Source organism: Acaryochloris sp. CCMEE 5410 (genome assembly GCF_000238775.2).
In the GTDB taxonomy this organism is placed as follows: Bacteria; Cyanobacteriota; Cyanobacteriia; order Thermosynechococcales; family Thermosynechococcaceae; genus Acaryochloris.
Window position 1 is genome coordinate 1 of record NZ_AFEJ02000023.1, and the last position, 5,864, is coordinate 5,864.

Genomic DNA, 5,864 nt, shown 5'->3' on the forward strand with positions numbered 1-5,864 from the left:
CTTGGTTGGCAGTAAGATAGCGTTCTAAGCATTCAACATACTCAGCTAAAGCCGTGGTCCCAGTGCATATTCTCACCAACTTCTCCACCCCTTTGGAGGTTGACTTCTCCGGTCAAATGGCAGAAACTTCTCCACCCATTTGGAAGTTATCTTCGCCAGTCAATTGGCAATAAACTTCTCCACCCCTGTGGCAGCAACTTCGCTGGATAAGTGGCAGTTAACTTCGCCACCCCCCTAACCATCATTTCGACAGGTCATTATCCCTAGCCAAGCCATCCTCTAAACTTCTGTGCATTAGTCAGAGGAATGGAGATTGGCAATGGCCTATAAACGTCAAGGAGCAACCCTGTCGATGAGTAAATTTCGCGAAATTATCCGCTTACATGAACTTGGCCACAATAAATCGGAGATTGCCCGTAGCTGTTTAATCTCTCGTACTAGTGTCCGGGACTATCTGCGCCGTGCCCAGGGTCAATCCCTCAGTTATGACCAGGTAAGCCGATTGAGTGATAGTGATATCCAGCATCTGCTGGGAAAAGGTCAACGTCAGTCCTCCCGCAAGAAGCCTAAAATTGACTTCGAGTATGTGCATCGAGAGATGCAGCGCAAAGGGGTCACCCTAGGACTTTTATGGATGGAGGGTAAAGAGAGAGGAGACTGGAACTGTAGCTATAGTGGCTTTTGCCGTCGATACCGTCAGTGGAAAAAACAGCATTCGCTGTCCATGCGCCAGACCCACAAGGGAGCGGAAAAAATCTTTGTGGACTACTGTGGAATGACGGTGCCGGTAGTCCATCCCGATACAGGTGAGGTCACTGCAGCTCAAGTGTTTGTAGCCTGCTGTGGGGCCAGTAACTACACCTATGCGGAGGCGACCGAGAGCCAAACCATCAAGAACTGGCTCGGGTCTCATCAACGGGCCTTGGACTTCTTTGGTGGAGTGCCGGTCGCATTCGTTCCAGACAACCTCAAGTCAGGGGTCAAAGACCCCTGTCGCTATGAACCGGGGATTAATCGGAGTTATCAAGATTTTGCGGAACACTACAACGTGATTATTCTGCCCGCTCGTCCCAGCAGCCCTCGGGATAAACCCAAAGTGGAGAATGCCGTGCAGCAAGTGGAACGTCATATTCTCGCTCCATTACGAGATCAGACCTTCACCAGTTTCACGCAACTCAATGAAGCGATTGCAGCGGGGCTGAAGAAACTCAACCATCGGACCATGAAATCCTATGGTCTCTCGCGTCGGGAATTATTTGAGCAAGTGGACCAACCAGAACTCAGACCCTTGCCCACTCAAGCATTTGAGTTTGGCGAATGGAAGAACGCGAAGGTTAGTTTTGATTATCACATTGAGGTGAACCGCCACTATTACAGTGTCCCTTATGGCTATGTGGGTCAATCGGTATCCGTCAAGATCACGGAATCCTTGGTGCAGATTTTCCATGACCACCAGCGCATCGCGGTGCATGAGCGCTCCAGCGTTTCGTTTCAGCATTCCACGCAAGAGGGGCATATGCCACCGGCACATCTGGCTCACAAAACCCAATCGAGAGAGACCTTTCTCGCCTGGGCCGAGAAGGTTGGACCGGCAACGAAGCAGCAAGTCATCGAGATCTTTGAGAAGAAAGCCCATGATGAACAGGCATTTCGGACCTTGAAAGGGGTGCAGCATCTCAGAACAAACCATGGTGCTCAACGATTGGAAGCAGCCTGCAAGCGGGCGAATGCCATGGGGATGGTGGGCCTACGCTATCTCAAGTCCATGCTTCAACACAAACTCGAATCTGACCCCTTACCGGATGAAACCCATAAGGTGATTCCGATTCACCATGCCAATGTCCGAGGGTCCGACTACTATCAAGCAACATAGGAGGAGACAACCATGCAAGCAACGATTGAACAACTGCAACACATGAAGCTCACGGGTCTCTTGGAGGCTTGGCGAGAACAACAGGCGATGCCCACCTATCATGATCTGTCCTTCGATGAACGACTGGCTTTGATGGTGGAGCGCGAATACATCCGACGTCAGAATCAACGGATGCAGCGCCGACTCAGGCAAGCTCGACTGCCGGTGCACGCCACCCTAGATGCAGTAGATTTCGATGTCCCTAGAGGACTGCGTAAGATCCAGTTCCTTGAATTTGCTCAAGGTCATTGGCTCCAAGAAAAGTTGTCATTGATCATCCTCGGGCCGACAGGTGTGGGCAAGTCTTTCTTGGCGGCCGTACTAGCCCATCATTTGTGTAAGCAAGGCCATAGCGTGCGCTATATCAAAACTGCTGATCTGGTGCTGGAGTTGAAGTTGGCCAAAGGAGATGGGTCTTATCCCAAACTCCGAAAACAATTAGCGGCCTACGACCTACTGGTGCTGGATGAATGGCTCAGAGATCCTTTGTCTGTCTTTGAAGCGAGAGAAGTGCTCGATATCTTAGACGAGCGGTTTCGCAAAGCCTCCTGCTTATTTGCCACGCAAATGCCCCTGGAGCAATGGCACGCACAAATTCAAGATCCCACCCTGGCTGATGCCATCCTGGACCGGATTATCCATGATGCGATGAAGGTCTCACTCCGAGGAGAATCAATGAGGAAATTGACCAGCAGACTGACCCTGAAGCCAGAAGGAGAACTGAGTATTGACCGTTCAGATGAGGAGGAAACAACGAGAGAAACAAACTCTATATCTAAGCCCAAAACACAAAAGGAGAAGAGGAATGAAAAAAAGGAGGGACAGATGGATGAGTAGACTGGATGAGATCACGATATTCCTTTCGTGATATGAATGGATTTAGATCTGATTTTTTGCCTATGAACTGCAACCCGTAATTCCATATCTACCTGTCGAAAATGGTTGGCCAATATTTTTTTGGTTGGGGGTGGAGAAGTTAGTGCCACTCAACCGGAGAAGTCGTGATTATGCAGCACCCAGGCGGTAAACGCTGTGCAGCCTTGATCACCGAAGGCCATTGGGACTGTTTGAGTACCTCTTGTTGAGTCTCAACCCATTCTTTTTGCTCATCATCGTCCACGAACGCCTCTCGGGCAACATCCCACAGATATTCGGAAACATGGAAGAAATCCAGAATTTGAATGGCACCTGGAAAGAGTAAGCTCGCCATCAACCAAATCCAAGGTGCCCCATCCCCGAGGAAGACGACTTGGTGAGGAGACTGTTGTACGGTTTGGGCATAGCAACGGTTGAGCTGTTCTCGGAAGCTTTCTACCCCATCCAGGGTGGCAACGTATTCTCTGCGCTTGACGATGGCTCGTGTTTTCGATAGACGCAGGTGGTCGGTCTCCCAAAACATCACCCCTACTTTGGCTTCGCGGGTGCCACCTTGGCGCATAGGAGTATGGATGCCATCCGCACCAATGTAAAATATGGGACGCTTTGGCTGTTGTGTGGTGGCTTCAGTGACACTGGAGATAATCGGACAAACGGGGTCTGGAGGTACGGCAGCGGCGGCTTCAATCCATTCACGACCGTAGCGTTCGACATGATTGGACAAAGTCTTTTCACTCACCTTGACACCGCTCCACTGTTCTAGGAGACGATTGGCATGGGCAAACTCACTGCTCACACCCAAAGCACAACTGAGTTCTTTGACGTCGGTAAACCAACCATCGGGCGGCAGCCCCAAGTCTTTCTCGCCTCGAATCTCTCCCTTTCGACGACCGTAGACCCGACGATTCAGTTCTATCGTGCCCAATGGGGTCTGATACACTTTGGGACGTCGCTGGCTTGAACCTTGGTAGTTTGATTCTGCTGCTTCTAATTGCGCCTGCAGTTGCTGCTCAATAATCTCGCAGCCCAGCTCACGCCAGGCTTCAACAAATTCATTGACGCTCTCTTCGGCCCGTTGAGGTTCAAGGCAAAAGAGCTTTAGCTTGCTTAATCGTTCACTCAAGATAGATTCTAGGTTCATCAGGCGTAGTCCCTCGATGCGTTCTCATCTGAAACTACGCTCTTTCTTCCCTACGCGCTTTTTTTCGTTCACCCGTCAAAGTGTTGCTCTCCAAGGTGCACGACGTGCATGGTAGGATCTAGGGTTCGATGATCTACAGTCGGTCGTAGACTGTCTCAACAGGCGAATCTTTCCTGTAAAATCGCCTTGTCAGTCATATTTTTTCCAGTTTTGAGCGACAAAGGGGGTAGACCTGAACAGATTCACATCAAACCCGCTTGATTATCATTTGTTGCAAGATCTGAAAAACAAACCAAGCCACCAATCTTGTGATCGCACCCGAGATCCAACCCCGCACATTCGCCCTTCCCCACGTTAGGCTGGCGTCAAATTCATCGTATTCTCGCTCAGGTCTATATACTCGATATTATCCTTGCACACCCACTTGAGCAAAATCCCTGGAGGGTGAGAGTTGGCTGCAAACTTCAGCATTACCTGATGGTATTGGTCTTCCGTCGTAGTGGAATCCTCAATCCGCTCCCAGTTTCCGTCAAGCCTAGTAAGGTGTCATTCCCAATTTGACTCCGAAAAGCTGTTGCAATCCCCGTTTCTTCGTCAATGGCAAAGAAAAAGTAGTCCTTAGTGTTGATCATGAGTTGTAATACCGTTTTCGCGATCGCATTATTGGGATTGATCAGAACGTTGAACGTTAGGAAACCATAGAAGTTAAAGGCAAAGTGGATTACTTCGTAGGTGCTAGTTCCGAAAAGGGTATGCCCAAAGTTGAAACCCAGATCCGTTGCGCCTGGGGGAATCATTGGTTCAGGTCGAAGTGCCACAAACCCACATTGTCGATCCTCAACTACCACCATCCCCAAGGCACAGCAGGGTTTCTCTGCTTCGATGAACTCTGCCATGAAGGAACGACTGACGGTCAAGGAGGGTAGGGGTTGACTCATGGCTGTCCTGTACGCTGATCAGAGGGAACCTTTTTTTGATACATCTCAACTACTGATCTTGTGGTGAGGAACTGACGGGTTGCTCGGAAGCTTCACCCTTCAAATCGTCCTGCCGTGAAATTCTTTCAGCTTCAAGGTGTCTTTTAGGCTTGGGCAGTATCCTATAGACTGTGGAGCCTACTAAAGAAGCAAGAATCATAAATGCCAGTATGTAAATCATTGCAATTAAAGTCGTAGCTCTCCTTTAGGATTCTCAAACTCTAAGTTAAGGAATGATCCTGAAAGGCGTTACAAGTCTATTCTAGGAAAGCAATACTACTTTTATCGAGTCACTGAACGAGTATTAGTGTTAAGCGACAACTTGACCCGGATCTGCCCAGCCAGACGCACCGGATAGGTTGTTCCAGGTTCGCTCGATAACCTTTTTTCTACCTGGTTCTCATGCTGCCATATATCGCCAAATCATACAGGTAGGTGACTAAATTCGATTGGTGATTTGAATTCCAGATTTCATCCTCAAAATCTGTATTAGAAAAAAACTTAGGCGAACAACCATCTTTTATAAGCCCGCTTTGGCCATGGCTTTCCACAAGTTACTACGACGGTGATGTTCAGATTTCCAGGTTGCCAACAACGTCCCATAATCGCGAGGAGCAATCTCTTTGAGGGCGAGCATCCACTGAGCATGTAGAGTATAGTCCGACTTGTGGACATCAAGAGGATCGGGGACAAACTGATGCAAATTTGCTCGCCAATAATCCATCACTTGGGTCCATAAATCCTTCGAGGCAAATCGCTGTAAATAGCCTCGTCGGGAGGCATCATCTGGAGCTGATAATTCTTGCTTGTGAATAACAACCTCATCAAAGGTTGGGGTTAACTGAGGCTGCTCAGCTTGTCGCCCATCAGCTTGTATTTTCTGCAGGTCATGGGTGAGTAACCGCAATCGCTCGAAATCCTCACCCAAAGTTCGGCGATCGCCTGAGAGACCACCTAA

5 protein-coding genes are annotated in these 5,864 nt (G+C 49.1%); 2 read left to right on the forward strand and 3 right to left on the reverse strand.

What is annotated here, in order from left to right; translation table 11 throughout:
- Positions 1-319: 319 nt before the first annotated feature.
- Positions 320-1,873 carry an IS21 family transposase gene (istA, locus tag ON05_RS37960; protein WP_010478311.1) on the forward strand — a complete coding sequence of 518 codons (1,554 nt, stop codon included), beginning with the start codon at positions 320-322 and terminating at the stop codon, positions 1,871-1,873.
- A gap of 12 nt (positions 1,874-1,885) precedes the next feature.
- The gene (gene istB / locus ON05_RS37965; RefSeq protein WP_010478310.1) at positions 1,886-2,749 is read left to right on the forward strand and encodes an IS21-like element helper ATPase IstB; all 864 of its coding nucleotides are present in this window, start codon (positions 1,886-1,888) and stop codon (positions 2,747-2,749) included.
- A gap of 139 nt (positions 2,750-2,888) precedes the next feature.
- Here the strand turns inward: istB and ON05_RS37970 are convergent, their stop codons facing one another.
- The 3 genes from ON05_RS37970 to ON05_RS37980 form a co-directional block, all read right to left on the reverse strand.
- Positions 2,889-3,929 carry a UPF0236 family transposase-like protein gene (locus tag ON05_RS37970; RefSeq protein WP_010478307.1) on the reverse strand — a complete coding sequence of 347 codons (1,041 nt, stop codon included), beginning with the start codon at positions 3,927-3,929 and terminating at the stop codon, positions 2,889-2,891.
- 470 nt (positions 3,930-4,399) lie between these two features.
- A complete protein-coding gene (locus ON05_RS37975) occupies positions 4,400-4,867 on the reverse strand; it encodes a hypothetical protein (RefSeq protein WP_262562838.1) in 468 nt (155 codons plus the stop codon).
- Between the two features lie 559 nt (positions 4,868-5,426).
- Positions 5,427-5,834 (reverse strand): hypothetical protein, encoded by a 408-nt coding sequence (locus ON05_RS37980; RefSeq protein WP_262562839.1) that lies wholly within the window; start codon positions 5,832-5,834, stop codon positions 5,427-5,429.
- Positions 5,835-5,864: the final 30 nt, after the last annotated feature.

What these genes read in the sequence shown, in the direction of transcription:
- ON05_RS37970 (WP_010478307.1), bottom strand. Translation starts at nt 3,929, where the DNA reads ATGAACCTAGAATCTATCTTGAGTGAACGATTAAGCAAGCTAAAGCTC.
- ON05_RS37975 (WP_262562838.1), bottom strand. Translation starts at nt 4,867, where the DNA reads ATGAGTCAACCCCTACCCTCCTTGACCGTCAGTCGTTCCTTCATGGCA.
- istA (WP_010478311.1), top strand. Translation starts at nt 320, where the DNA reads ATGGCCTATAAACGTCAAGGAGCAACCCTGTCGATGAGTAAATTTCGC.
- istB (WP_010478310.1), top strand. Translation starts at nt 1,886, where the DNA reads ATGCAAGCAACGATTGAACAACTGCAACACATGAAGCTCACGGGTCTC.